At 61.1% G+C, this 24,431-nt stretch carries 29 protein-coding genes; 10 read left to right on the top strand and 19 right to left on the bottom strand.

Annotated elements, in window-relative coordinates:
• Window positions 1–36: 36 nt before the first annotated feature.
• Entirely contained in the window at window positions 37–948 is a 912-nt protein-coding gene (gene nhaR, locus GTP23_RS17900; RefSeq protein ID WP_161036378.1) for a transcriptional activator NhaR, read from the top strand.
• Between the two features lie 9 nt (window positions 949–957).
• Here the strand turns inward: nhaR and GTP23_RS17895 are convergent, their stop codons facing one another.
• Window positions 958–1,326, bottom strand: coding sequence for a hypothetical protein (locus GTP23_RS17895; RefSeq protein WP_161036377.1), 369 nt, complete (start codon window positions 1,324–1,326; stop codon window positions 958–960).
• Window positions 1,327–1,480: 154 nt separating this feature from the next.
• On the opposite strand from GTP23_RS17895, the gene GTP23_RS17890 reads away from it, so the two are divergent.
• Window positions 1,481–2,818, top strand: a complete 1,338-nt coding sequence (locus GTP23_RS17890) for a hemolysin family protein (RefSeq protein ID WP_161036376.1) — start codon at window positions 1,481–1,483, stop codon at window positions 2,816–2,818.
• Between the two features lie 65 nt (window positions 2,819–2,883).
• Here the strand turns inward: GTP23_RS17890 and GTP23_RS17885 are convergent, their stop codons facing one another.
• Genes GTP23_RS17885 through GTP23_RS17860 form a run of 6 tightly spaced genes read right to left on the bottom strand, consistent with a single transcriptional unit; the run spans window position 2,884 to window position 7,942 of the window.
• Complete coding sequence (locus GTP23_RS17885) at window positions 2,884–3,924, bottom strand: AI-2E family transporter (protein ID WP_161036375.1); 1,041 nt, start codon at window positions 3,922–3,924, stop codon at window positions 2,884–2,886.
• Between the two features lie 3 nt (window positions 3,925–3,927).
• The gene (locus GTP23_RS17880) at window positions 3,928–4,539 is read right to left on the bottom strand and encodes an SCO family protein (protein WP_161036374.1); all 612 of its coding nucleotides are present in this window, start codon (window positions 4,537–4,539) and stop codon (window positions 3,928–3,930) included.
• Window positions 4,536–5,429, bottom strand: a complete 894-nt coding sequence (gene cyoE, locus GTP23_RS17875) for a heme o synthase (protein ID WP_161036373.1) — start codon at window positions 5,427–5,429, stop codon at window positions 4,536–4,538. Before cyoE ends, GTP23_RS17880 begins: the two co-directional genes overlap by 4 nt.
• Window positions 5,426–6,610, bottom strand: coding sequence for a COX15/CtaA family protein (locus GTP23_RS17870; protein ID WP_229256160.1), 1,185 nt, complete (start codon window positions 6,608–6,610; stop codon window positions 5,426–5,428). Before GTP23_RS17870 ends, cyoE begins: the two co-directional genes overlap by 4 nt.
• A gap of 11 nt (window positions 6,611–6,621) precedes the next feature.
• A complete protein-coding gene (locus GTP23_RS17865; protein ID WP_161036372.1) occupies window positions 6,622–7,239 on the bottom strand; it encodes an SCO family protein in 618 nt (205 codons plus the stop codon).
• Complete coding sequence (locus GTP23_RS17860; RefSeq protein ID WP_161036371.1) at window positions 7,208–7,942, bottom strand: SURF1 family protein; 735 nt, start codon at window positions 7,940–7,942, stop codon at window positions 7,208–7,210. The genes GTP23_RS17865 and GTP23_RS17860 overlap by 32 nt, the downstream gene beginning before the upstream one ends.
• A 45-nt stretch (window positions 7,943–7,987) precedes the next feature.
• Between GTP23_RS17860 and GTP23_RS17855 the strand changes: the two genes are divergently transcribed.
• Window positions 7,988–8,191 carry a twin transmembrane helix small protein gene (locus tag GTP23_RS17855; RefSeq protein WP_161036370.1) on the top strand — a complete coding sequence of 68 codons (204 nt, stop codon included), beginning with the start codon at window positions 7,988–7,990 and terminating at the stop codon, window positions 8,189–8,191.
• A gap of 109 nt (window positions 8,192–8,300) precedes the next feature.
• Here the strand turns inward: GTP23_RS17855 and GTP23_RS17850 are convergent, their stop codons facing one another.
• The 7 genes from GTP23_RS17850 to GTP23_RS17825 form a co-directional block, all read right to left on the bottom strand.
• A complete protein-coding gene (locus GTP23_RS17850) occupies window positions 8,301–9,161 on the bottom strand; it encodes a cytochrome c oxidase subunit 3 (protein ID WP_161036369.1) in 861 nt (286 codons plus the stop codon).
• Between the two features lie 34 nt (window positions 9,162–9,195).
• Window positions 9,196–9,396 carry a DUF2970 domain-containing protein gene (locus tag GTP23_RS17845; protein ID WP_155434306.1) on the bottom strand — a complete coding sequence of 67 codons (201 nt, stop codon included), beginning with the start codon at window positions 9,394–9,396 and terminating at the stop codon, window positions 9,196–9,198.
• Window positions 9,397–9,411: 15 nt separating this feature from the next.
• The gene (locus GTP23_RS17840) at window positions 9,412–9,969 is read right to left on the bottom strand and encodes a cytochrome c oxidase assembly protein (RefSeq protein ID WP_161036368.1); all 558 of its coding nucleotides are present in this window, start codon (window positions 9,967–9,969) and stop codon (window positions 9,412–9,414) included.
• Between the two features lies 1 nt (window position 9,970).
• Window positions 9,971–10,081: a cytochrome oxidase small assembly protein gene (locus GTP23_RS22830; RefSeq protein ID WP_308494810.1), complete on the bottom strand. Its 111-nt coding sequence runs from the start codon at window positions 10,079–10,081 to the stop codon at window positions 9,971–9,973.
• A 2-nt stretch (window positions 10,082–10,083) separates the two neighbouring features.
• Entirely contained in the window at window positions 10,084–11,679 is a 1,596-nt protein-coding gene (ctaD, locus tag GTP23_RS17835) for a cytochrome c oxidase subunit I (RefSeq protein ID WP_155434305.1), read from the bottom strand.
• A gap of 15 nt (window positions 11,680–11,694) precedes the next feature.
• The gene (gene coxB, locus GTP23_RS17830; RefSeq protein ID WP_161036367.1) at window positions 11,695–12,909 is read right to left on the bottom strand and encodes a cytochrome c oxidase subunit II; all 1,215 of its coding nucleotides are present in this window, start codon (window positions 12,907–12,909) and stop codon (window positions 11,695–11,697) included.
• A 398-nt stretch (window positions 12,910–13,307) separates the two neighbouring features.
• Window positions 13,308–14,234 carry a methyltransferase domain-containing protein gene (locus GTP23_RS17825; protein ID WP_161036366.1) on the bottom strand — a complete coding sequence of 309 codons (927 nt, stop codon included), beginning with the start codon at window positions 14,232–14,234 and terminating at the stop codon, window positions 13,308–13,310.
• 73 nt (window positions 14,235–14,307) lie between these two features.
• Between GTP23_RS17825 and GTP23_RS17820 the strand changes: the two genes are divergently transcribed.
• Window positions 14,308–15,171 (top strand): ComF family protein, encoded by an 864-nt coding sequence (locus tag GTP23_RS17820; protein WP_161036365.1) that lies wholly within the window; start codon window positions 14,308–14,310, stop codon window positions 15,169–15,171.
• 20 nt (window positions 15,172–15,191) lie between these two features.
• Window positions 15,192–15,662 carry a tRNA (uridine(34)/cytosine(34)/5-carboxymethylaminomethyluridine(34)-2'-O)-methyltransferase TrmL gene (trmL, locus tag GTP23_RS17815; protein WP_161036364.1) on the top strand — a complete coding sequence of 157 codons (471 nt, stop codon included), beginning with the start codon at window positions 15,192–15,194 and terminating at the stop codon, window positions 15,660–15,662.
• Between the two features lie 13 nt (window positions 15,663–15,675).
• Here trmL and rfaE2 read toward each other — a convergent pair whose 3' ends face one another.
• Both rfaE2 and GTP23_RS17805 read right to left on the bottom strand, forming a co-directional pair.
• The gene (rfaE2, locus tag GTP23_RS17810; RefSeq protein WP_161036363.1) at window positions 15,676–16,164 is read right to left on the bottom strand and encodes a D-glycero-beta-D-manno-heptose 1-phosphate adenylyltransferase; all 489 of its coding nucleotides are present in this window, start codon (window positions 16,162–16,164) and stop codon (window positions 15,676–15,678) included.
• 71 nt (window positions 16,165–16,235) lie between these two features.
• Window positions 16,236–17,432 carry a PilT/PilU family type 4a pilus ATPase gene (locus GTP23_RS17805; RefSeq protein WP_161036362.1) on the bottom strand — a complete coding sequence of 399 codons (1,197 nt, stop codon included), beginning with the start codon at window positions 17,430–17,432 and terminating at the stop codon, window positions 16,236–16,238.
• Window positions 17,433–17,536: 104 nt separating this feature from the next.
• Here GTP23_RS17805 and GTP23_RS17800 point away from each other — a divergent pair, with 104 nt between their 5' ends.
• The 3 genes from GTP23_RS17800 to GTP23_RS17790 all read left to right on the top strand — a co-directional run bounded on the left by GTP23_RS17800 (window position 17,537) and on the right by GTP23_RS17790 (window position 19,882).
• The gene (locus tag GTP23_RS17800) at window positions 17,537–18,472 is read left to right on the top strand and encodes a hydrogen peroxide-inducible genes activator (protein WP_161036361.1); all 936 of its coding nucleotides are present in this window, start codon (window positions 17,537–17,539) and stop codon (window positions 18,470–18,472) included.
• A 60-nt stretch (window positions 18,473–18,532) separates the two neighbouring features.
• A complete protein-coding gene (gene ubiA, locus GTP23_RS17795) occupies window positions 18,533–19,387 on the top strand; it encodes a 4-hydroxybenzoate octaprenyltransferase (protein WP_161036360.1) in 855 nt (284 codons plus the stop codon).
• A gap of 141 nt (window positions 19,388–19,528) precedes the next feature.
• Window positions 19,529–19,882, top strand: coding sequence for an ElaB/YgaM/YqjD family protein (locus GTP23_RS17790; RefSeq protein ID WP_161036359.1), 354 nt, complete (start codon window positions 19,529–19,531; stop codon window positions 19,880–19,882).
• Window positions 19,883–19,928: 46 nt separating this feature from the next.
• Here the strand turns inward: GTP23_RS17790 and GTP23_RS17785 are convergent, their stop codons facing one another.
• Complete coding sequence (locus GTP23_RS17785) at window positions 19,929–20,228, bottom strand: high-potential iron-sulfur protein (protein ID WP_161036358.1); 300 nt, start codon at window positions 20,226–20,228, stop codon at window positions 19,929–19,931.
• A 149-nt stretch (window positions 20,229–20,377) separates the two neighbouring features.
• On the opposite strand from GTP23_RS17785, the gene GTP23_RS17780 reads away from it, so the two are divergent.
• Window positions 20,378–21,637 (top strand): parallel beta-helix domain-containing protein, encoded by a 1,260-nt coding sequence (locus GTP23_RS17780; RefSeq protein WP_161036357.1) that lies wholly within the window; start codon window positions 20,378–20,380, stop codon window positions 21,635–21,637.
• Window positions 21,637–22,806 (top strand): SO2930 family diheme c-type cytochrome, encoded by a 1,170-nt coding sequence (locus GTP23_RS17775; RefSeq protein WP_161036800.1) that lies wholly within the window; start codon window positions 21,637–21,639, stop codon window positions 22,804–22,806. Before GTP23_RS17780 ends, GTP23_RS17775 begins: the two co-directional genes overlap by 1 nt.
• A gap of 62 nt (window positions 22,807–22,868) precedes the next feature.
• On the opposite strand, the gene proC is transcribed toward GTP23_RS17775, so the two are convergent.
• Both proC and GTP23_RS17765 read right to left on the bottom strand, forming a co-directional pair.
• The gene (gene proC, locus GTP23_RS17770) at window positions 22,869–23,699 is read right to left on the bottom strand and encodes a pyrroline-5-carboxylate reductase (RefSeq protein ID WP_161036356.1); all 831 of its coding nucleotides are present in this window, start codon (window positions 23,697–23,699) and stop codon (window positions 22,869–22,871) included.
• 20 nt (window positions 23,700–23,719) lie between these two features.
• Window positions 23,720–24,424, bottom strand: a complete 705-nt coding sequence (locus tag GTP23_RS17765) for a YggS family pyridoxal phosphate-dependent enzyme (RefSeq protein ID WP_161036355.1) — start codon at window positions 24,422–24,424, stop codon at window positions 23,720–23,722.
• Window positions 24,425–24,431: the final 7 nt, after the last annotated feature.

The following is a 24,431-nucleotide window of genomic DNA, read 5'->3' as shown; positions in this document are numbered from 1 at the left end:
AGATAATTGAAGCATTACTTCGAAAAAACAGAAGATATGAAAACTTCGGGACTGAATTTCCGCCACCTGTATTTCTTCTACATGGTGGCCAAAGAAGGCGGCGTCACGCGCGCTGCCGAGCGGCTGGGGCTGGCCGTGCAGACCATCAGCATGCAGCTGGCCCTGCTGGAACAGAGCATAGGCAAGCAGTTGCTGGAGCCGCAGGGGCGCCGGCTGGTGCCGACCGAAGCAGGCAAGCTGGCGCTCAATTATTGCGAGCAGATTTTTCTGCTGGGCGACCAGTTGCAGGATGCGCTGGAAGCGTCCGACGCCGGTACCATGCGCCTGACAGTGGGCATTTCCGATTCGCTGCCCAAGCTGGTGGCCTACCGTCTGCTGCAGGCCACCCAGCAGCTGGACCAGCAGGTAAGGCTGGTGTGCATGGAAGATGAATTCGAATCGCTGCTGGCCGATCTGGCACTCGGCAAGCTCGACGTGGTGCTGACCGACCGCACCGTGCGTGCCGGCGGCAGCCTGAAAGTCTTCAGCCATCTGCTGGGCGAAAGCGATATGCAGCTCTATGGCACACAGCATCTGGCGCGGCGCTACCGGCGCAATTTCCCGGCCAGCCTGCATGGTGCACCGCTGCTGCTACCGACCCGTAACAACGCCCTGCGCGGGCGCATCGATGCCTGGTTTATCGAGCACGGAGTCAGGCCGGAAATCGCCGGCGAGTTCGAGGACAACGCCATGCTCAACACCTTCGGCCGTAACGGCATGGGGCTGTTCTTTGCGCCAGCGGCGCTGGAAGCCGATATCAAGGCCCAGTTCGGAGTGGTACTGGTGGGCCATGCGCCGGAACTGCGCGAACAGTTCTATGCCATCTCCAACGCGCGCAAGATCACCCACCCCGCCATCGAGGCCATCCTCAACACCGTGCATGACGGTCCGTTCAGCGTCAGTGTCTAGCTAGGGGGTTTATAGCAGCGGCGTGAGGCCGTGGCGGCAGGTTTCCAGCAGCTTGCGCGCAGTCTGCAACTGACGCTGATAAGGCAGCATGGCACTGCCCTCGCCGCCGGGCGGCACGGGACGCAGCAGCGCGTCGATCTGCTGCAGCGCGCGGAAGCAGTCCAGCAGAGCGTCGAAGTCCGTCACCACCTGCCGTCCCAGACCGGCCGCGCGTACGCGCAGGCGCGCCGTATCGATCAGTGCCAGTTCGGCATCGAGCGTGAGCGGCGCATGCAGTGCAATCTCGCATAGCGATGACAGCAGCATGGCAAACTCGTTACGCGCCCGGGCGTAGCCATAAATGATCTGCCCTATGCTCTGGTAATCGGCGGTTTCCATGTACGGTAGTTGATAGCATTTTTATAATCGCCCCACTATACCGCAAGCACTTGCGCCAATTTACACACATTGTTGCAGTCCGCCCTTTTTAGCGGGAACGGCAACAGTCGGCTAAGATACGTGTTTTTACACTGCTGACGGTTACCGTCTCTCTATGCAAAACCTACTGCTTGTCGTGCTGGCCCTGATCCTGGTTGCTCTCAACGGATTCTTCGTGGCCGCCGAATTCGGCATCGTCACCCTGCGCAAAACCCGTGTGCGCGCCATCGCCAAAACCCAGGGCCTGCGTGGCCGCATACTCGCCACCGTACACGGCGAACTGGATGCCTATCTGTCCGCCTGCCAGCTGGGCATCACGCTCGCTTCGCTGGGTCTGGGCTGGGTCGGCGAACCGGCTTTCGCCGGCCTGCTGGAGCCGCTGCTGTCGTTCATCGGCATCAGCTCGCCGGAGCTGGTACACGGCATCGCCTTCGTGTTCGCCTTCGGCGTGATCTCCTTCCTGCACATCGTGGTGGGCGAACTGGCACCCAAATCGCTGGCGATCCGCCTGCCGGAAGCCGTCAGCCTGTGGAGCGCCCTGCCCCTGTACGGCTTCTACTGGGCCATGTATCCGTTTATCTGGGTGCTCAATGCCAGCGCCGCCATGGTACTGGGTCTGGCCGGCCTGTCCGGCAAGGGTGGCCATGACAGCCACTACTCGATCGACGAACTGAAACTGATACTGCGCACCAGCCAGCCCGGCGAAAACTTCAATCAGGAAGAACGCAAGATACTGGCGCACACGCTGGACCTGAGCGATATGTCGGTGTCCGACCTGATGCGGCCGATTAACGAAGTGATCGCCCTGCATGCCAGCCGCACCTTGCAGGAAAATCTGGACACCATGCTGCGCAACCGCTTCAGCCGCTATCCCTATTACGATGAGGATGGCGAGACGGTGCTGGGCGTGATCCACCTGAAGGATCTGTTCTTTGCCCAGCAGTCCGGCAAGCCGGTGACCGACCTCGTGCCCTTCCTGCGTCCGGTCGAAACCATAGCTGCCCGCACGCCTGCGCTGGAACAGTTCCGCCGCTTCCGTGACGGCGCGCCCCACTTCGCCCTGATAGGCGAAAAAGGCAAGCGCCCGCTGGGCTTCGTCACGCTGGATAATCTGCTTGGCGCCATGGTGGGGGAAATCCACGACGAATTCCGCCTGAATGAAAACGACTGGCTCAAGCAGCCCGACGGCACCCTGGTCGGCAAGGCCAGCCTGCCCATCGTCTCGCTGGAACGGGCACTCGGCATCGATATCGAAAACGAGGAACTGGGTATCGAAGACGTGGAATCGGTGGGCGGCCTGCTGATGCTCAAGCTGGGCGATATCCCCAAACAGGGCCAGCGCATCAGCTTCAAGGAATTCGATATCGTGGCGCGCAAGATGAACGGCCCGCGCATCCTGCTGGTGAAAGTCATCCCGCGCGACGACACCGACGATCACGCCGAACACGATTAAAGCCTGGCCAGTTACTGCGCCAGTCCTTGCAAACCAGGCGGCGCGCTTGAAGTCCCAAACGGCGTCTATTGCGACGCCGGCGCGCTCCAGTTATTCAGCAGGCCCAGTGCCACGGCCAGCAGTGCCGGGCCGATAAACAGGCCGACAAAGCCGAAGGCCAGCACGCCGCCCGTCACGCCCAGCAGCACGAGGATGAATGGCAGGCTGCTGCCACGGCTGATCAGCATGGGCTTGACCACGTTATCGACACTGCTGATCAGGAAGAAGCCCCACACCAGCATGAAGATGCCCCAGCCGGTCTGGCCCGCATCGAACAGATAGATGGCAGCACCACCCCATACCAGCGGCGGCCCCACCGGCACCAGCGACAGCAGGAAGGTGGCGGCCGACAGCAGCGCCACGGCCGGCACGCCGGCGATCAGGAAGCCGATCGCGGCCACGCCAGCCTGCGCCAGCGCCGTACCCAGCAAACCATACACCACGCCGCGCACGGTGCGGCTGACTGTCTCCGTTACCAGCTGGCCCTGCGGACCGATCAGGCGCTGCATGGCCAGCTGCAACGTTTCGTGCAGAGCCGCGCCATCACGGTACAGGAAGAAGCTGACAAACACGGCCAGACTGACCTGGGCCACACCGCTGCCCAGCACCACGCTGGCACCGAGCAGCAGACGGCGCGCCGGTTCCAGCAGATTCTTGGCCAGATTGAGTAATTCTTCACGGCTGCCCAGCAGCTTGCGCAGATAGTTATCGGCCGCTTCGCCCAGCAGCGGGATGTCTTTCAGCCACGCCGGTGGCGCCAGCGTGCCGCCATCCAGACTGGCTTTTATATGGTCGTAGAACACGCTGATGTTGTCGGCCACATTCCACGTCACGGCCGTCAGCGGCGCGATGATCAGCAGCGTCAGCGCCACGCTCATGATGGCGGCGGCCAATGAACGGCGCTGGCGGCAGCGCGCCAGCACATACAGATAGACGGGCCAGCTGGCGATGGTGATCGCCGCAGCAAACAGTATCGCTGCCAGAAACGGCCGCAGCACCGCCACACAGCCCACCAGCAGCAGGACGATAGCGGCCAGACGGGTGTAGGGCTGATAGCGGTCGTGCATGGATCAGGACTGGGCCAGCAACAGCTTCACGTCATGCACCACCGACGCCGGGCCCTGGCCATTGCGCACCATCAGGCGGATCTTGCCCTGACGGTCGAACACATAGCTGGCGGCCGTGTGGTCCATGGAATAGCTGCCCGGATTCTTGCCCGGCACTTTGGCGTAGAACACCTTGAATTCCTTGGCCACGGCGGCAGTCTGCTCGGCCGTGCCGTACAGACCGATGAAGCGCTTGTCGAAGGTCGGCACATATTGCGCCAGCAGCGGCTGGGTATCACGCTCGGGATCGACGGTGACGAACAGCACCTGCACCTGATCGGCCTGCGGCCCCAGCTCCTGCATCACCTGCGCCATTTCCGTCAGCGTGGTGGGGCAGACGTCGGGGCACTGGGTATAGCCGAAGAACATCACCACCACCTTGCCTTTGAAGTCGCCCAGCGTGCGCGGCTTGCCCGTGTGGTCGGTCAGGGCGAAGTCCTTGGCGTAGGCCAGCCCCGTCAGGTCGGTGTTCTGGAATGCTACCTTAGGCGCGGACGATTTGTTTTCACCGCAGCCAGTCAGCACAGTCAGGGCCAGGGCAAGGGCGGTAGAACCCACAGCAAACAGTTTTTTCATATTTTGAAGTAGTGGTCCACCAGCAGAGCGGCGAACAGCAGCGACAGGTAAATAATGGACCAGGTGAACGCCTTGCGTGCAATCAGGTCGGTGTAATGACGGTAGATTTTCCAGGCATGGTGCAGGAATACGGCATTCAGCACGATGGCGCTGACCAGATAGATCAGGCCGGACATGCGCACTGCATACGGCATCAGCGTGGTGGCCGCCAGCGCGATCGAATACAGCCAGACGTGGAAGCGGGTGAACTGCATGCCGTGCGTGACGGGCAGCATGGGCAGGCCGGAACGCGCATAGTCATCGCGGCGGTACATGGCCAGCGCCCAGAAGTGCGGTGGGGTCCAGACGAAGATGATCAGCACCAGCAGCCAGGCCTGCATGGGCACATCGTTGGCCACGGCAGCCCAGCCCAGTGCGGGCGGCATGGCACCGGACAGGCCGCCAATAACGATGTTCTGCGGCGTGGCCGGCTTGAGGATCATGGTGTAGATGATGGCGTAGCCGACGAAGGTAACAAAGGTCAGCCACATGGTGAGCGGATTGACCAGCGTGTAAAGTATCCACATGCCGGCGCCACCGATCACGGCGGCGAACACCACCGTCTGCATCACAGTGATTTCACCCAGCGCCATAGGGCGGCGCGCGGTACGCGCCATGCGCGCATCGATTTCGCGCTCAGCCAGACAGTTGACGGCAAACGCCGCGCCGGACAGCAGCCAGATGCCGGCCGTGGCGGCGATCAGCAAGCGCCAGTCGGGCATGCCATCGGTCGCCAGAAACATGCCGATCACGGCGCAGAACACCGCGAGCTGGGTCACGCGCGGCTTGGTCAGCGCCCAGTACTGGGCGGCACGGCTAGGAAGCTTGGAAGAGACAGTCTGTGTGGTCATGAGGGGGTGTTATCTTTGCGGCCATGTTGCGCATGCGCGGCCGCAGTGGCATTAGTAGCAAGGGCCAGCTCAAACTGGCATTTTGCCTGATAGTTTAACATGGTCAGCCACAGCACCAGCAGCGCCGCACCGGCGTTGTGCAGCACGGCGATGGCCAGCGGGAAGTTGAGATAAATAGTGGCGATGCCCGTGGCCAGTTGCAGCAGCAGCGTCAGGGCCAGCCAGCGCGCCGTGCGCTGCAGCGCCGTATGCTGCCACGCGCGCCAGGCCGTGTAGCCTGCCACGATGGCCAGCAGCAGGCCAAAATTGCGATGTACCCAGTGGATCGCCGTCAGCGCAGAAAACGGCAGGTAGTGGCCGGCCGCCGTTTTGCCCAGCGCGCGCCACAGGGTGAAACCGTGTTCGAAGTCCATGGGCGGCACCAGCTCGCCACCGCACAGAGGGAATTCGGTACAGGCCAGCGTGGCATAATTGGTACTGGTCCAGCCGCCCAGCGCCAGCTGCACCAGCAGCAGCGCCGCCGACAGGCCGGCCAGCCAGCGGATGCGACGCATGGCCGGCGGCGAGGCTGTCAGCGTGCGCGCCGGCGTAATCAGCTGGTCCTGACGGCAGCCATACCACACCAGCAAGGCCAGCAGCCCCATACCCAGCAGCAGATGGGTGCTGACGATTACGGGCTGCAGCTTGAGCGTGACAGTCCACGCGCCGAACGCGCCCTGCAGGCAGACGGCAAAGAACAGCAGCGTAGGGATCAGCGGCGCATAATCGGCCCGGCGTCCGGCCGGCGTGGCGGCCCGGCGGCGCCATTGATACCACGCCTGCGCCAGCATTGCCACGATCAGCACGCCGATGGCCATGGCCAGATAGCGGTGAATCATTTCTATCCATGCCTTGAAGACGGTGACGGGGCCGGTCGGCATCAGCGCTTCGGCCGCGACGATTTCCTCATGAGCGAGGAAGGGATTGGCCGCGCCATAGCAGCCGGGCCAGTCCGGGCAACCGAGGCCGGAATCGGTCAGGCGGGTAAACGCGCCGAACACGATCAGGTCGAAGGTGAGGAATACCGTCACCCACACCAGCTTGCGGTATTTGCTGACGTCGGACGAAGTCCACACCAGTGTCAGTGGCAGCAGCGCCACCAGCAGGGCCGTTACGGCCATCTGGGCCAGAGTCAGATGCATGATGAGCCTATTTAACCTATGGCGGAAGCCTTGAGCAGTTTGGCGATATCTTTATGTACGCGTTTCACCTGCTCGATATCGCTCGATACGGCGCCTTTGGGGAAGCGCATCATCAGATTGCCCAGCGGGTCGATCAGGTAGACATGATCGGCCGCCTGATCACCCTGCGCTTCGGTGGGCAGCCAGCGCGCCACCACGTCGGCCGGTGCGCGCAGCATGCGCGTGCCATCGTTCACCCGCAGCAGCATGGTAGCTAGCGGCTGCTGGTCGGTAATCAGCCAGACCCGTTCGATGCGTTCCATTTCCTTGCCCTGCATGGTGCGCAGCTGGCGCATGGCGAACAGCTGGTCCTGACAGGCTTGCTGGCAATCGGATGGTCCTACTTTCAGCATGATCCACTTGCCCTTGTACTGTTCCAGCGTCTGCGGCTGGCCATCCAGCGTGGTGCTGGCCATGGCCGGTATCGGATGCTGGCGCGGATCGATCAGGCTGCCGGAATTGGTGGCACCGCCCTGCGGCTTGATCACGTAATAGGTAAAGTAGGAAGCCAGCAAAGGTGCAGCACATACGGCCAGCACGGCCAGCAGCTTCAAACGGTTAATCTGCTTTTTTTCCACGTCTAAATCCATTCACAACAAAGAAGACAACGGCCATTGCCGACAGCGCATACCACTGCAGTGCATAGCCCTGATTTTTTTCCACCCCCAGCGCCGGCGCCGGCCAGTCGCGCACCAGACTGGCATCATCGCCCGCCGGCTGGGCCGCTACGTGCTGCTCGACCACGAAAGGCTGCATGGTCAGGCCGCTATCCTTGGCCAGCTGCAGCGGATCGACATTCGAGACGATGGCACCTGGCGTCAGCGGCGCGGCACTACCCAGCTCCATCACATGACCGGTGCCGACTCTGGCCAGCCCGCTCAGCGTCACGGGACCGGCCGGAGTGAGCAGCGCCGGCAGACGGTCGCGCTGCCGGGCGTCGCGCGGCACCCAGCCACGCATCACCAGCACGTGCATGCCGCTGCCCGTCAGGCGGAACGGCATCAGCACATAGAAGCCGGCACGGCCCTGATACGGCCGGTTATCCAGATACAGCGGCCAGTTACGGACAAATTCACCCTCCAGTTGCACGCGGCGGAATTCCACCGCTTCGGCTGCCAGCGCTGCGCCATCCAGCCGCAGCGGCGCCGCATGCTGGCCCTGCTCCAGCTGGCTCTGCATCACCAGCTTCTGCGCCGCGCGGCGCTGCTGCCAGTTGCCCAGCTGTATGCCCAGCGTGACCACCAGCACCGTCGCGATAAACGGAATTAGCTTAAAGCGGAAGCGAATACGCATTACAATGAGTTCTCCCTTTCCAGACATTTAACGACTGCCGCCCACATGAAAATCGTTGTCGCCATCGCCTTCATCCTGATCATCGGCAGCCTCGCCTCGGCATTTTTCTTCCTCATGCGTGACAAGGGCAAGACGAATAATACCGTGCGCGCGCTCGCTGTGCGCGTCGGACTGTCCATAGCGCTGTTTGCCGCCCTGCTGCTGGCCAACAAACTCGGTTACATCCACCCCACCGGCATCCGCATGTAGCGCGCCCCTGGCGCTAAAAAAACAGCCGCATCCGGGCTTCCCCGCATGCGGCTTTTTTTCGTCGCTACAGCGACCGCAGCGCAGGCGCTGCGGTCAGCACACTTTCGGCTTACAGCCAGTACACCACAACGTACAGACCGAGCCAGACCACGTCCACGAAGTGCCAGTACCATGCAGCACCTTCGAACGCGAAGTGGTTTTCCGGCGTGAAGTGGCCTTTCAGTACACGCAGCAGCACCACCGACAGCATGATCGCGCCCATGGTCACGTGGAAGCCGTGGAAGCCGGTCAGCATGAAGAAGGTGGAACCGTAGATGCCCGAAGTCAGCTTCAGATTCAGTTCGGTGTAGGCATGGTGGTACTCATATGCCTGGAAGCCCATGAACACGGCACCCAGCAGCACGGTAGCGAACAGCCAGAAGGCGGTTTTACCGCGCTCGCCCGCACGCAGAGCGTGGTGCGAAATAGTCAGCGTCAGGCCCGAGGTCAGCAGCAGCGCCGTGTTGATGGTCGGGATAGGATATGGCCCCATGGTCTTGAATTCCTGCACCGTACCGGCCGGCCCCGTGTTACCCCAGTGCGGCACGAAATCAGGCCAGATGGCTTTGTGATCGAGATCGCCCAGCCATGGCATGGAGATGGAACGGGCATAGAACAGCGCACCGAAGAAGGCACCGAAGAACATCACTTCGGAGAAAATGAACCAGCCCATGGACCAGCGGTAGGAATGATCGATACGCTGGCTGTACTGGCCGCCTTCCGATTCGCGGATCGCATCGCCGAACCAGCAGAACAGCACGGCCAGCGTGGCTGCCAGACCGATGTAATTCACGGCCGGACCCCACGACACATCATTGACCCATGCCGACGCGCCTATCATGGTGGTCAGCAGGGACATACCGGCCATCAGCGGCCACTTGGATGGACCTGGCACAAAATAGTACGGTGCCGCAGCGTTATGTGAACTCATCTTCATCTCCTCACTTTTTCGAGTGTGCTTCGTTTTATTTTAAAACTACATATTTGACGATGGTGATCAGGGTGCCGATAAAGCAGGCCACGGCGATCAGCGCTGCAATGATGATGTGCAGCGGATTGAGTTTCGCTTCGTCGCTGTCGAAATCGCTTTTGCGGCGCAGGCCGAAGAACGACCAGATCACCGCTTTCAGCGAATACAGGAACGAGGCCTGCTTGTTCGATTCCATGCCACCCCTTAAGCCTTAGCGTGCTGCTGTTTTTTCCAGTCCACCCACTTCAAAGAAAGTGTAGGACAGGGTAATCGTTTTCACATCCCTGGGCAGGGCCGGATCGATGAAAAACACCACCGGCATCTGCTTTGCTTCGTTGGCCTGCAAGGTCTGCTGCTTGAAGCAGAAACACTCGACCTTCTTAAAATGCGGCATGGCGTTCTGTGGTGCGTAGCTCGGTATGGCTTGCGCACTCACGGGACGGTTGAGCGTATTGACCACTTCATACATGGCCGTTACCAGTTCGCCCGGATGCACGGTCATGCTGTGCGTCACGGGGCGGAAACGCCACGGGCCTTGCGCATTGCCGTCGAACTCCACCACCACCTGACGCGTGGTATCGATCTGCGTATTTACCGGCGCGCTCACCGTGCCGTCTTTCTGTGTCAGCACATTGATGCCCAGTGCTTCGCAGATCTGGCGGTAGAACGGATTGAGCGCGTAGGCAAAGCCGAACATCAGAATCGCGACGACGATCAGCTTGCCCAGTAAAGTGCGGTTCAGACCACGGCTGGCTGGTTCGTCGCTCACGTTAGCTCAGCCACATGCGTTTAACGAATACCGACACGAAGAAGAACAGTGCCAGACCGGCCAGCAGCCAGCCGGTACGAGCGTTGTTCGTCTTTTTGCTAGGCTGGCTCACGATTACTTCACCTGTGGCGGGGTTTCGAAAGTATGGAACGGTGCTGGCGAAGGCACGGTCCACTCCAGACCTTCCGCGCCTTCCCATGGCTTGGCTTCGGCTTTTTTGCCGCCACGGATGGTCGGCAGCACGACGAAGAACAGGAAGAAGGCTTGCGACAGGCCGAAACCGAAAGCACCGATGGTAGCGATCGAGTTGAAGTCGGTGAACTGGGCCGAGTAGTCGGCATAGCGGCGTGGCATACCGGCCAGACCCAGGAAGTGCATAGGGAAGAAGGTGATGTTGAAGGTGATCAGCGAAGCCCAGAAGTGGAACTTGCCCATGCCTTCGTTGTACATATGGCCAGTCCATTTCGGCGACCAGTAGTAGAAGCCGGCGAACAGGGCAAACAGCGAGCCGGCCACCAGCACGTAGTGGAAGTGCGCCACCACATAGTAGGTGTCCTGCAGCTGGATGTCGATCGGGGTTACTGCCAGTATCAGGCCGGTGAAGCCGCCGATGGTGAACACGAAGATGAAGCCCACGGTGAACAGCATCGGGGTCTCAAAAGTCATCGAACCCTTCCACATGGTAGCGACCCAGTTAAACACTTTCACGCCAGTCGGTACGGCGATCAGCATGGTGGCGTACATGAAGAACAGCTGCGACGTCACGGGCATACCGGTGGTGAACATGTGGTGGGCCCACACGATGAAGGACAGAATCGCGATCGACGCGGTGGCGTACACCATGGAAGCGTAACCGAACAGCTGCTTGCGGGCGAACGCTGGCAGGATCTGCGAAACGATGCCGAAGGCCGGCAGAATCATGATGTACACCTCAGGGTGACCGAAGAACCAGAAGATGTGCTGATACATCACCGGATCACCACCGCCAGCGGCGTTGAAGAAGGAGGTACCGAAGTGACGGTCGGTCAGGGTCATGGTGATAGCGCCGGCCAGCACAGGCATCACGGCGATCAGCAGGTAGGCAGTGATCAGCCAGGTCCAGCAGAACATCGGCATCTTCATCAGCGTCATGCCGGGCGCGCGCATGTTGAGGATGGTGACGATGATGTTGATCGAACCCATGATGGAGGAGGCGCCCATCAGGTGCATGGCGAAAATACCCATGTCCATGCCTATGCCCATCTGGCTAGACAGCGGCGCGTACAGGGTCCAGCCGGCCGCCGTGGCACCGCCCGGCACGAAGAAGGAACCGGCCAGCAGCAGCGCTGCCGGTGGCAGCAGCCAGAACGAGAAGTTGTTCATACGGGCAAACGCCATATCGGATGCGCCTATCTGCAGCGGGATCATCCAGTTAGCGAAGCCTACGAAGGCTGGCATGATGGCGCCAAACACCATCACCAGACCGTGCATGGTGGTCAGCTGGTTGAAGAACTCGGGCTGGAAGAACTGCAGGCCCGGCTTGAACAGCTCGGTGCGGATCATCAGGGCCAGTACGCCGCCCGACATCAGCATAATCAGCGAGAACCACAGGTACAGCGTACCGATGTCCTTGTGGTTGGTGGCAAACAGCCAGCGCGACAGGCCATGTGGATGGTCGTGCGCGTGGTCGCCATGGTGATCGTGCGCGTGATCTAAAGTGCTAGTGCTCATTTGTAACGCTCCTGATTACTTACGTGCAGCCACAACTTCGGCTGGTTGGACGATGTTTTCGGCGGCCTTGTTCGACCAGCTATTGCGGGTGTAGGTGATCACCGCAGCAATATCCGTATCCGACAGTTGCTTCCACGCTGGCATCTCCGTGCCATATTTACCGCTCTTCTTACCGTGCAACAGCACGTTAATCTGTTCCGCTTTCGGGCCCGTTACAACAGGCGAGCCGTCCAGTGGTGCGAAGGTGCCGGGCATGCCCTTGCCGTTGGCCTGGTGGCAGGCTACGCAATTGGCGGCATATACTTTTTCGCCCTTGGTTTTCAGTTCGTCGATAGTCCAGGTCTTGCTCGGATCATCGGCCAGTGCGGCCATTTCTTTTTTCTTGGCAGCGACCCAGGCGCTGTAATCAGCATCGCTGACCACGCGCACCACGATAGGCATGAAAGCGTGTTCCTTGCCACACAGTTCCGAGCAGTAACCGCGGAAGGTGCCCGTGTGTTCCGATTTGAACCAGGTATCGCGCACGAAACCGGGAATCGCATCCTGTTTCACGCCGAAGGCGGGAATCGACCAGGAGTGGATCACGTCGTTGGCCGTAGTGACCAGACGGATTTTCTTGTTGACCGGCACAACCACTTCCTGATCGACTTCCATCAGGTAGTTGTCGCCACGTTTTTCGGTCGGCTCGAAGCCGGGTGCGCCCACTTGCGAACGCGGGGTGGACAGGTTGGACAGGAAGGAAATGCCTTCGCCCTCGCCTTTCAGGTAGTCATAGCCCCATTTCCACTGCATGCCGGTGACCTTGATGGTGATGTCGGCATTCGAGGTGTCTTTCATGCCTACCACGGTGCGCGTGGCTGGCAGTGCCATTCCGATCACGATCAGGAAAGGCACCACGGTCCAGGCGATCTCGACGGCGGTGGATTCATGGAAGGTCGCCGGTTTGTGACCAAGCGACTTACGGTGTTTGAAGATAGAGTAGAACATCACGCCGAACACGCCGACGAAGATGACCAGACAGACCATCATCATCCACGTGTGCAGACTGTAGATTTCCGATGCAATCTGGGTTGCCGGCGGTTGCAAATTCAGTTCGCCGGCGACAGGTCCGCCGGTACCGCCCGTAGCCGACGTATAACTGCCTGCCGCTTCAGCCGCCCACGCTGGGATATTGGCTGCCATCACTGACAGTCCGAGCATCAACGATGGAAGTCGTTTCGCATGTTTCATGTTGTCCCCAACCACCCAAGAAATTAAAAATTAGTATATTTTTTAACGACTCCGGATTTCGGTGAACTGAACCGGCGTCGCTCCTTAAACAACCTCAGGCCCCATGCCAGACTCGTCGGTAACACTGCTCCGACAAGCGCCCGGCGGGGCCTTAGGGCCTAGCTAGCGTCCTCGATGCTGCCTAAGGACAATAAAAAAGCCCGATTCTGCTTAATTCCACTGCTCGTTCGTGCTCGCTGCTATCCGCCTCCGGTTCAGGCTGCCTTTTTATGGCTGGCAGCTTGGTCCGAAGGCAAAATTTGTTGGCCGATTATATATAAGTAGACTACCACGCTCAAGAAATAATCTATATCAAGATTTCGACTTGCTAGGCTTACCACACTTCCGATAGAAAAACCCTATTTTGGCCCTTTTCGTGGTAAATCAAAGCGGATTATGGCCTCACCACTTGACGTCATGCGCGCCTGGGGACGGAAGGCGTGTCCATAAATGACCTCAAAAGTGAGCGCTAACTTGCCATCTGCACGGCGTCCGCGCTCCAGCGCAGCCAGCATGCGCTGCCAGCGCTGGCGGCCCATCAGGCCACGCGGCACGGTGGCCAGCGGGTTGCCACCGAGCGCACGTACATCGGCCAGCAGGGCTTGCGCCGTGTCGTAAGTGACAGTGATGGTTTCCATATCGAGCACGGGCGTGGCAAAGCCGGCTTCCACCAGCTGGTCGCCGAAATCGTGCATGTCGACGAAGGGCAAGGTATGTTCGGCCAGATCCGCCTCGCCAAAGGCAGCGCGCAGCTCGCGCAGGCTGTCCGGACCAAAGCAGGAAAACATCAGCAAGCCGTTCACCCGCAGCACGCGGCGCCATTCGGCAAACACGCGGTCCGGCTGGGGGTGCCAGTGCAGCGCCAGATTCGACCACAGCAGATCGACACTCAGATGGCCCAGCGGCAGCTCGGCAAAATCGGCGCATAGCAGGTCCACCCCAGCCTTGGCCGGCAGCAGCTTGCTCAGCAGCTGGTTCAGCGAAGAACCACGGCTGCCCGGCTTCTGCGCCGCCTGCAACATCGGCAGGGCCGCGTCCACGCCCAGTATCTGGGCCGCGGGATAAGTTTTCTGCAACTGGGGCAGATCGGCGCCCATGCCGCAGCCGGCATCGATCAGGCGCTGGGGGGCAATTTTGACCAGTTCCAGCCGGTCGAACATGCGCGACGCAATTTCACGGCGCAGGAAATCCGCTGCGGCCACGCGCTGCGGGCGCTGGAACAGGCTGCGTACACGCTGCAGATCAATAGGAGCACTAAGTTTGGGAGGTTGGGCAGGGGCTTGCATGGTGATGAGGGCGATGTAATGCGATAATGTCGGCAGTGTACATGGTTGGAGACTCTCGCGTCCGGAGGCTGCTATGTCTGCCGCTGCACCGCCTGCATCCGCGCGCCTGCCGCGCAATCTGGCTAACTTTGGGCGCCGCACTGCGCAGCGCCTGCTCGATACCCTGCTGCCGCCTGCCTGCGCCCTGTGCGGCGACGCCGAGGCGGGGGCTCTGCTCTGCCCCGCTTGCTGCGCGCAGTTTTTCAGCGCCGCCGCCAACGGCTTGCGCTGCGCCTGCTGTGCCAATCCGCTGCCGCAACTGCCACCGGCCACGCTGGACGCCAGCGCGCTGCACGTAGCAGACGCAGTGCCGGCCCAGCCTGCCGGGCTGGCCACGACAGAAGCGGTGCTGCCGCAGCTATGCGGCCAGTGTCAGCAGCAACGGCCAGCCTATGCGCAGACCGTGGTGGCATGCAGCTATGCGCTGCCGCTAGACCAGCTGGTGCTGCAGCTGAAATTTGACCAGCGGCTGGCCTACGCAGGGCTGATGGCGCAGCAGTTGCGCGATGCCGTGCTGCGCCAGCCGGACTACCGCCTGCCCGAACTGCTCTGCCCCGTGCCGCTGGGGCCGCGCCGGCTGGCAGAACGGGGCTACAATCAGGCGCTGGAAATCGCCCGTCCGCTGGCGCGCCAGCTCGGCATCGCACTGGCGCCACGCTTGCTGCTGCGGGTGCGCGATACGGCGCCGCAAAGCCTGGTCACGGCCAGCGCGCGCCAGCACAATCTGGCCGCTGCGTTTGCTGTCAGCACTGCGGTGCAGGTGCGCGGCCGGCACATCGGCATCGTCGATGATGTGATGACCAGCGGCAGTACCTTGCAGGAAATTGCGGCCACGCTGCAGCGCTATGGCGCCAGCCGTATCAGTAATCTGGTGTTCGCCCGCACACCGCCCCATTGAATTGCATTAAGGAGAAGCACGTGTTTCATGTCGTTTTAGTTCAACCGGAAATTCCACCGAATACGGGCAATGTGATCCGCCTGTGCGCCAACACGGGCGCGCAGTTGCATCTGATAGAACCGCTGGGCTTTCCGCTGGAAGACTCGAAACTCAAGCGCGCGGGGCTCGATTACCACGAGTACGCGCGCATGAAAGTGCATCCGGACTGGGAGGCGTTTCTGGCCGCCGTGCAGCCGGCGCCGGAACGCATGTTCGCCATGACCACGCACGGCTCCTCGCCGTTTGCGCAAGCGAACTTCCAGCCCGGCGATGTCTTTGTATTCGGTTCGGAAACGCGCGGCCTCGATCCGGCCCTGCGCGAAAGTTTCGCTCCGGCCCAGCGCATCCGCCTGCCCATGCGGCCCGATAACCGCAGCATGAATCTGTCGAACACGGTGGCCGTGGTGGTGTTTGAAGCGTGGCGCCAGAACGGCTATGCCGGCGGCGCCTGATACCGCAAGGGTGTCAGCCTTGCAGCTTGTGCGAGCGCACTTTGGTGAGTAATTTGGTGGTGGAGCGGTCGTGTTCGAATTCGATCGCCACGGCTTCACCGCCATAGGCCAGCACAGCCAGCCCTTCGGGAATTTCGTCCATCTGGTAATCGCCGCCTTTGGCATAGATTTCCGGACGCGCCGTCAGCACGGCCTGCAAGGCCGTATCTTCATCAAACTCCACCACCAGATCGACCGATTCCAGCGCAGCCAGTACGGCCATGCGGTCGGCGCAGTTGTTGAGCGGGCGGTCATCGCCCTTGCCCAGGCGCTTGACGGAGGCATCGGTATTGGCCGCCACCACCAGCGAAGCGCCCAGAGCGCGGGCCTGGGCCAGATAGGTGACATGGCCGCGATGCAGTATGTCAAACACACCGTTGGTCATGACCACGGGCTTGGGCAGCGCTGCCACACGCGCTGCCAGCTGGTCGCGGCTGCAGATTTTTTCTTCGAATTGTGGCATGGGTTACTTCCTATAGTGATACTGAATCGGGTGCTGCCTTACTTGCTACTTGTTTGCTACTTGTTTGCTACTTACTTGCTATCTGCTTGCTGATCGCCTTCTGCCGCCTCGTCATCGAGCTGCATGCTGAGCGTATCGGCCGGCGTCGCGGCGCCTTCTGCCGGCTCCTTGCGGCCGCCGTGCAGCTTGATCTGCAGGCGTAAACCGTTCACCGAGTCGGCATTGCGCAGCGCTTCTTCGTAAGCGATGTAACCGTTATTATAAAGTTCGTACAGCGCCTGGTCGAACGTGCACATACCGAGTTCGCGCGACTTGTGCATGATCTCCTTGATGCCGTGGAAGTTACCTTTGAAGATCATCTCGGCTATGGTCGGCGTGTTGAGCAGGATTTCGATGGCTGCTTTGCGGCCCGTACCGTCTTCCGTGCGGATCAGGCGCTGCGACACGATGGCGCGCAGATTCGACGACAGATCCATCAGCAACTGGTTGCGCCGCTCTTCCGGGAAGAAGTTGATGATGCGGTCCATGGTCTGGTTGGCATTGTTGGCATGCAGGGTACCCAGACACAGGTGGCCCGTCTCGGCAAACGCGATGGCATGCTCCATGGTTTCCGTATCGCGGATTTCGCCGATCAGGATCACATCGGGCGCCTGGCGCAAAGTGTTCTTCAGCGCGTTATGCCACGACAGCGTATCGACGCCCACTTCGCGGTGCGTAATCAGACAGCCTTTGTTCTTGTGCACGTATTCGACCGGGTCTTCCACCGTGATGATGTGGCCGGCCGAGTGGGCATTGCGGTAATCGATCATGGCGGCCAGCGTGGTGGACTTGCCCGAGCCCGTGCCACCCACCACCAGTACCAGCCCGCGCTTGCTCATGATGACATCCTTGAGCACTTCCGGCAGGGCCAGCTTGTCGAAGTTGGGGATTTCCGAAGCGATGGTACGGATCACCATGCCCACGCTCTGCTGCTGCACGAAGACGTTGACGCGGAAGCGGCACACCTCGGGCAGCGAGATGGCGAAGTTACATTCGAGCTCGGTTTCGAACTCGCGCTGCTGCTTCTCGTTCATGATGGACAGCGCCAGCGCACGGGTCACATGGCCCGTCAGCTTCTGCTGGCTCAGCGGCTTCATCGCCCCCTGCGCTTTCACGCTGGGCGGAAAATCAGCCGCAATAAACAGATCGGAAGCGCCCATGTGATGCATCACCTTGAGCAGCTTGTGCAGATAGGCTTGCGCCTCTTCCGGACCAAACGGGGTAGTCATATCAGCCTTTCGATGCTTCAGAGCAACCCACATTATATCGGTGGCGGCGCGACAATCGGTCGAGATTTATTGCATACCAACATAGGCTGTGTTCAAATACCTGCATGACTCTGACCGAACTGAAATACATCGTAGCAGTTGCCCGAGCCAAGCACTTCGGCCACGCCGCCGAAGCGTGTTACGTTGCGCAGCCGACGTTATCGGTCGCCATCAAGAAACTCGAAGATGAACTGGGCGTAGTACTGTTCGAACGGGGCGGCGCGGAAATTTCCGTCACCCCGCTGGGCGCGCAGATCGTGGCCCAGGCCGAACGCGTGCTGGAACAGACCGCCGCCATCAAAGAGCTGGCCAAACAGAATAAAGATCCGCTGGCCGGCCCGCTACGTCTGGGTGTGATCTACACCATAGGCCCCTACCTGCTGCCGCCGCTGGTCAAAGGCATGATAGACAAAGTGCCGCAGATGCCGCTGATCCTGCAGGAGAACTTCACGGTACGCCTGCTGGAAATGCTGCGTCAGGGCGAGCTGGACGCCGCCATCATGGCGCTGCCCCTGCCCGAACACGGCATGGCCGTGCAAGCCCTGTATGACGAACCCTTCGTGGTGGCCATGCCGGCCCAGCACGCATGGTGCAAACGCCGCACCATCCCTGCCGACGATCTGAAGACGGAAAACATGCTGCTGCTGGGGAATGGCCACTGCTTCCGCGACCAGGTACTGGAAGTCTGCCCGGAGATGGCGCGCTATGCCACGCCGGGCAATGGCATGCAGCGCACGTTTGAAGGCTCTTCGCTGGAAACCATACGCCATATGGTGGCCAGCGGCATAGGCCTGACCGTGCTGCCGCGCGCCTCCGTGCCTGACATGGAAAGCAGGGACGGCATGCTGCAGTTCCGCCCGTTCGACCAGCCCGTACCTTCGCGTCGCGTGGTCATCGTCTGGCGCAAGAGCTTTACCCGCAAAGCCGCCATCGACGCCATCTGCGAAGTAGTCGCCGGCTGCAACCTGCCCGGCATTACCCCTGTCAGCGGCAGCGACTGAGGCAGCGCAAGCGCTCAGGATTTGCGATAATCGCTACTTTCCCATCCTGTAGCGCACACGATGAACAAGCTGGCACTCTATTACCGTCTGGTCCGACTCGATAAACCCATAGGCACACTGCTGCTGCTCTGGCCTACCCTGTGCGCACTGTGGATGGCTTCGAACGGCCACCCCGATCCCGTACTGGTGCTGATCTTTTCGCTCGGTACCCTGCTGATGCGCTCGGCCGGCTGCGCCATCAACGACTACGCCGATCAGGATTTCGACAAATACGTCAAGCGCACGGCCGAACGGCCCATCACCAGTGGCCGCATCAGCGGCAAGGAAGCGCTGGCCGTCGCCGGCCTGCTGGCCATCCTGTCGTTCTGCCTGATCCTGCCGCTGAATACCCTGACCAAGCAGCTGTCCGTGGCCGCCGTGATCATCGCTGCCAGCTACCCCTACTTCAAACGCTTCTTCGCCATCCCGCAAGCCTATCTGGGCATCGCCTTCGGCTTCGGCATGCCGATGGCGTTTGCCGCCATCCAGAACAGTGTGCCGCCCGTGGCCTGGCTGCTATTGCTGGGCAATGTGTTCTGGGCCGTGGCCTATGACACGGCCTATGCCATGGTGGACCGCGACGACGATCTGAAGATAGGCATCAAGACTTCCGCCATCACCTTCGGCCAGTACGACGTAGCCGCCATCATGCTGTGCTACGCGGCCCATCTGGGCCTGCTGCTAGTGTGCGGCAGCATGCTGAACATGGGCCTGTTCTATCTGGGCGGCATCGTAGTGGCGGCCGGTATCGCCGCCTACCACTACACGCTGATCCGCACGCGCGAGCGCGACGCCTGCTTCTACGCCTTCCGTCACAACAACTGGCTAGGCGCTGCCGTGTTTGCCGGCGTACTGCTCGACTACGCGCTGCGCTAGCCGCACACCCCGCCGTGCTGGCAGCCTGCAGCAGCGCTGGCACGACTCTTTGCACACAGGCAAACGCGCGCCGGCACCCGCGTGCTCAGGCTACATTCGTAACTCGCGGCCCGGTACAGGCCCATCTACAGTGAGGACAGCATGGAACATACCCAGCAGAATGGTAAAGACATAGCCGAAAGCAAAGCCGCCAGCAGCGATGCACGCGATCGCCTGATGAGCGAACTGAAAACCGCCATAGGCGCCGCCGAAGGCTGGCTGCAGGACGACAAGGACAAAGAACCCAGCAAGGCGCCCACGGCCGCCCAGACCCAGTTTCACGAAACTCTGAGCACGGCACGCAAGGACTTGCAGCAGTTGCAGCACAGCCTGCAGGAGCGCGGCCGCAGCGCCGCACACTCGGCCGGTGCCTATGTGCACGAAAATCCGTGGAAGTCGGTCAGCCTCGGTGCTGCACTGGGCGTCATCGTCGGCCTGCTGATCGCCCGCAAATAAAGCACGGGATCAGGTCGGGGATGGGGGCAGAGCCCGCCTGTATTCCTTAGCCGAAGGACGTGCACCAGCCCGCCGCCGCTACCAGACGCTTGGGGAACAGCGGGCAACCACCCATCTCGTCCGGGCCGTCTTCATAGATCTGGCATTTGCTGCAGCGGTCTCCCGGTTTGAAATCGGGGAATTTTTTCGGATCGACTTTGCTCGCATTGTTCACATAGCTGAACTCGCGCGCCTGCGGCTCGTCCTCCTGCAGAGGCTGGCGATCCTCGGCCAGCGCGCGACGCGTGGCCAGGGCCGCCAGCGCCGCAGCGCAACTGCCCAGCATGAATATCCGTCGGCTCGTCATGTCTCCCCTCCCGGTCTTACACTAGTTTCATTCTGTCGTAGCCACGCCACAGCGTGATGTGAAATGATACAACGTTGACCCTTAGACATGCTCTATACTCGGCTGGCATTGCTTTAAATATCAAACAAAACCAACAACGAGGGGATGATATGGTTAAGGCTTTACGCGCACTCGCCATCTGTGGCGCCGTCAGTGCAGCGCTGGTCGCTTGCAGCAAATCCGAAGCGCCACCGAGCGCCGACAAGGTCAGCGCCGATGCGGCGTTCCAGAAGAAATTGCAGGAACAGCTGCTCGATGCCAAGCCCGGCAGCGTGATCGACATTCCGGCCGGCAGTTACCACCTGACCAGCGGCCTGACCTTGCGCGCCAACGGCGTCACCATACGGGGCGCAGGCATGGACAAGACCATACTCTCGTTCAAGGATCAGGTAGCCGGTCCCGAAGGCATGCTGGTGTACGCCAGCAACTTCACCATCGAAGGCCTGACCATCGAAGACTCCAAAGGCGATGGCCTGAAAATCAATGACGGCGACAACATCACCATCCGCAAAGTCAAAGTGCAGTGGACGGGCGGCTCCAAAGTCACCAACGGCGCGTACGGCATCTACCCCGTCAAGACGCGCAATGTGCTGATCGAAGACTGCGTGGCCATCGCCGCATCGGACGCCGGCATCTATGTGGGCCAGTCGAACGGCGTAGTGGTACGCCGTTCGCGCGCCGAGCAAAATGTGGCCGGCATCGAAATCGAAAACACCGTAAATGCTGACGTGTACGACAACGTGGCCACCAATAACACGGGTGGCATCCTGGTGTTCAACATGCCCAACCTGTCGCAGCCCGGCCATAGCACGCGCGTGTTCAAGAACAAGGTGGACAAGAATAATCTGGGCAACTTCGCGGCCCGCGGTACGGCTGTGGCCAGCGTGCCGGCCGGTTCCGGCATCGTCATCAACTCCAATTCCAAAGTGGAGATTTTCGATAACGACGTGACGGACAACCAGACGGCCAACGTGATCATTTCCAGCTACCACTCGACCGGCTACTTCACGGAAAAGGGCGTGGCCAGCAATTACGACCCGTATCCGAAAGCCATCTACGTCTACGGCAACCGCTTCAAAGGCGGCGGCGATTCGCCTGACGGGCTGGACCTGAAGGCCCTGAAGATCGCCATGTATGGCCTGAGCGGCCATATGCCAGATGTGCTGTGGGATGGCTATGTGGATACCAAGCTGCTGGTCAAAGGCCAGCTACCGGCCGAGCAGCGCATCTGCATACAGAACGATGCGGAAGTGCTCAACGCCGATGGCCCCAACAAATACAAAAACCCGAGCAAGGATAGTGCACCGTTCCGCTGCGAACTGGCCAAACTGCCGGCCGTCTCGATTACCCAGCTGGCGGCACAATCGTGATGCGGTGGCGGTGGAAACAGGGCGCCGTTGCCACGGCGCTGTTGGGCATGGCCGCTGCTGCTGCTGCGCTGGTGTTGAGCGGCTGCACGCGCAGCCAGCCTGAAGTGAGCTTCATCACCGAGGGCAATCCGGCCAAGCTCAGTGACTGGCACCTGATGGCCGTCAATAGCGGCCGGCTGAATCTGAACGCTGGCGTAGTGCCTTACGATCTGAACACTCCGCTGTTCACCGACTACGCCCAGAAGCTGCGCACCATCTGGATGCCGAAAGGCGTGAGCGCGACCTATGACGCCGAGAACACGTTCAACTTCCCGGTCGGCACCATCATCAGCAAGACCTTCTACTATCCGAAAGAAGCGGGCGGCGGCAAAGCCGTACTGGCCACTTACGATAGCAGCCGCAATGGCGGCGACCGCTTAGACCTGGCCAATGTGCGGCTGGTGGAAACCCGCTTGCTGGTACGCCGCGCCGATGGCTGGATTGCCCTGCCCTATGTGTGGAATGCCGATCAGACTGATGCCGTGCTGGCGCGCACGGGCGAGCAGATCCCCGTCGAAGTGCTGCACGAAGATCAGACCCGCAAGCCGCTGACCTATGTGGTGCCGAATGTGAACCAGTGCGCGGCCTGCCACGTGGCCGACATCAAATCGCGCCAGTTCCAGCCCATAGGCCCGAAAGCGCGCCATATGAACCGCGACTATAGCTACGATGGTGTGAGCAGTAACCAGCTCAGCTATCTGGCCAGGATGGGCTACCTGACAGGCTTGCCGCAAGATCCCGCCAAGACTGTGCCGCGCAACGCCAACTGGCGCGACAGCGGCCAGCCGCTCGATGCGCGTGCGCGCGCCTACCTCGACATCAACTGCGCCCACTGCCATAACGACAAGGGCGCAGCGAATACCACGGCACTGCATCTGAATATGGGCGCGCCGGCCAATCTGCATCTGGGACTGTGCAAGCCACCTGTGGCAGCAGGCGCCGGTACGGGCGGGCATACGTTCGGCATCTATCCGGGCAAACCGGATGATTCGATCATGGTGTATCGCCTGAACAGCGCCGAGACGGGCGTGATGATGCCGGAACTGGGGCGCGGCTCGGTGCACCGCGAAGGCGTGGCGCTGATCAAGGAGTGGATCGCTGCCATGAAACAGGGCTGCGACCGGCCCTGAGCCTAAGGCCGTGTGCCGCGCCGCCCGGCTGCGCTGCCGCGCGGCGGCACACGGGATTTTTCCTAGCTGGCGGCGCCCAGTTCGTCGCCCATTTCCTTGCCGCGTGCTGCGGCCGCCTTCATCGCCTGAATAATCGCCGGCTTCACGCCGGACGCTTCCATGCTGGTCAGCGCGGCATAGGTGGTGCCGCCTTTGGACGTGACGCGTTCGCGCAGCAGCGTTACCGGCTCGTCCGACTGTTGCGCCAGTTGCGCTGCGCCCGTAAAGGTGGCCATGGCCAGCTGCTTGCCCTGTTCGGCACTCAGACCCATTTCCTGCGCCGCCTGCTGCATGGCTTCGATGAAGTAGAACACATAGGCCGGGCCACTGCCGGAAACCGCCGTCACCGCATCGATCTGGGCTTCATCGTCGAGCCACACGGTAGGGCCGACGGCACGCAGAATATGGTCGGCCGCCTGCTTCTGCGCAGCGCTCACACCGGCCGTAGCCACCATGCCAGTGATGCCCATGCCGATCAGCGCGGGCGTGTTCGGCATGCAGCGCACGATGGCGCCATAGCCCCCCAGCCAGCGCGACAGATCGGCGCCACGGATGCCGGCCGCAATCGATACGATCAGCGGCTGACGGCCAGGCACAGCCTGCAGCAAAGGCAGCAACTGGGCCGCGACGGCGCGCATGGCTTGCGGCTTCACCGCCAGCACTATGACGTCGGCGGCAGCAGCGACGGCATCGGCCTGCTCCGCCGTCGTCACACCGAACTGCTGCTGCAGCCGCGCCAGCGCTTCTGCGCTCGGGTCGGCCACATGGATATGCGCACCGGCCGTCAGCTTGTTGGCCAGCCCCGCGATCAGGGCGGAAGCCATATTGCCGCCGCCGATAAATGCTATTTTCATACTTGTCATATTCGACATACTCAGGCCTTGTGATAATTTCGTGATCCGAAAATGGCGCTGCCTACCCGCACGATGGTGGCACCCTCCACGATGGCGGCGCGCAGATCGGCCGACATGCCCATCGACAGGGTATCGAGCGCCAGTCCTTCGGCGCGCAACTGCTGGTACAGCGCCCGCAGCGCGGCAAACGCCGCACGCTGCTGGGCATAGTCCTCGACCGGCTCAGGGATCGCCATCAGGCCACGCAAGGTCAGATTGGGTAGCGCGGCAACCTTGTGGGCCAGCGCTGAAAGTTCTTGCGGGGTCACGCCGCTTTTGCTGGCCTCCCCGCTGATATTTACCTGCAAACAGATCTGCAGCGGTGCCAGCCCGGCCGGGCGCTGCTCGGACAGGCGCTGGGCGATTTTTTCGCGCTCCACCGTGTGCACCCAGTCGAAATGCTCGGCGATAGGCCGCGTCTTGTTGCTCTGGATGGGGCCGATGAAATGCCATTCCAGTTTGGGCGCGCCGGCATCCTGCACAGCCTTGATCTTGTCCACCCCTTCCTGCAGATAATTCTCGCCAAACGCGCGCTGCCCGGCTGCCACCGCTTCCAGCACGGCATCGGCACCAAAGGTCTTGGACACGGCCAGTAGTTGCACGGATTCGGCAGGTCGACCGGATTCTTGTGCTGCGGCAACAATTGTGGTGGCGATCGCTTGCAAGTTCTGGGGAATCAGAGACATAATCAGT

This window comes from Duganella fentianensis (assembly GCF_009857835.1).
Taxonomy (GTDB): domain Bacteria; phylum Pseudomonadota; class Gammaproteobacteria; order Burkholderiales; family Burkholderiaceae_D; genus Rugamonas; species Rugamonas fentianensis.
The sequence above is the reverse complement of the archived record's forward strand: the minus strand, read 5'-3'. Positions and strand labels throughout refer to the sequence as shown.